Below are 902 nucleotides of genomic sequence, written 5' to 3'. Positions count from 1 at the left end.
GACCGCATGGTCGGAAAAATAGATGATGCACTTGCTCAAAAAGGGCGTAATTCAAAAATAGGAATAGGGAGGACTTAAATTGCTAGACATAGGTATCGATAATCAGTTGGCAAGTGACTACGGAATATGTATAGTAGGACGCCCTGTTATTCCTACAGCAGAACAAGAAGTAGAACATATTGAAGTGTCTGGTAGACATGGTTCACTTACAAAAAAAGGGGCGTTTAAAGACGTCCCTTTAAAAATAAAGTTCAATATGCTTGAAGAAGAGAATATTAAGCCGTTAGTGCGACGTATGAAGGCTTGGTTGATGAATGGAAAAACATTATATTTTACTGATGATGATGTGTATCGAAAAATTAAACATGTTGTAGTAGGTGATATTGTAAATGAAATTGAAGAACACGGTGAATTTGAAGTGGATTTTAAGCTAGATCCCTTTGAATATACAGAGGATGTAAATCTAAAGCTCACCAAACCTGGTGTAATTTATAATCCAGGTACAATTGAATCTGATCCTAAGTTTTGGATTGTGGGAAATGGTACTTTCCGTATAACAATCAATGACGTCTCTTTTCAAATAAAAGATGTGAATGGTTCTGTTGTCATAGACTCAGAAATACTTGAAGCATATACCGATACCATATCAATGAATAATAAAATGGTTGGGCAGTTCCCTATATTCAACGTAGGAGAAAATACAATAGAGTGGTCAGGAGAAATTCAATTTATGGAAATTCGACCTAGGTGGAGATATAAATGATTACTTTATATAAACCAAATGAGACTGATTTTACACACAATGGTATAGGGGCTTTAGATAAAAATATTTATAACGCAACTGTTGAGGAAGAACTCAATGGTTTATTTTTATTTTCATTTAGTTATCCATTGTTTGCACC

At 34.4% G+C, this 902-nt stretch carries 1 protein-coding gene; it reads left to right on the top strand.

Annotated features, from left to right (window positions below):
* Positions 1–79 precede the first annotated feature (79 nt).
* Positions 80–763, top strand: a complete 684-nt coding sequence (locus RT27_RS29245; RefSeq protein WP_043938608.1) for a phage tail domain-containing protein — start codon at positions 80–82, stop codon at positions 761–763.
* The last annotated feature ends 139 nt before the right edge of the window (positions 764–902 follow it).

The sequence above is a fragment of the Bacillus sp. L_1B0_5 genome (assembly GCF_000836715.1).
Classification (GTDB): Bacteria; Bacillota; Bacilli; order Bacillales; family Bacillaceae_G; genus Bacillus_A; species Bacillus_A thuringiensis_S.
The sequence above is the reverse complement of the archived record's forward strand: the minus strand, read 5'-3'. Positions and strand labels throughout refer to the sequence as shown.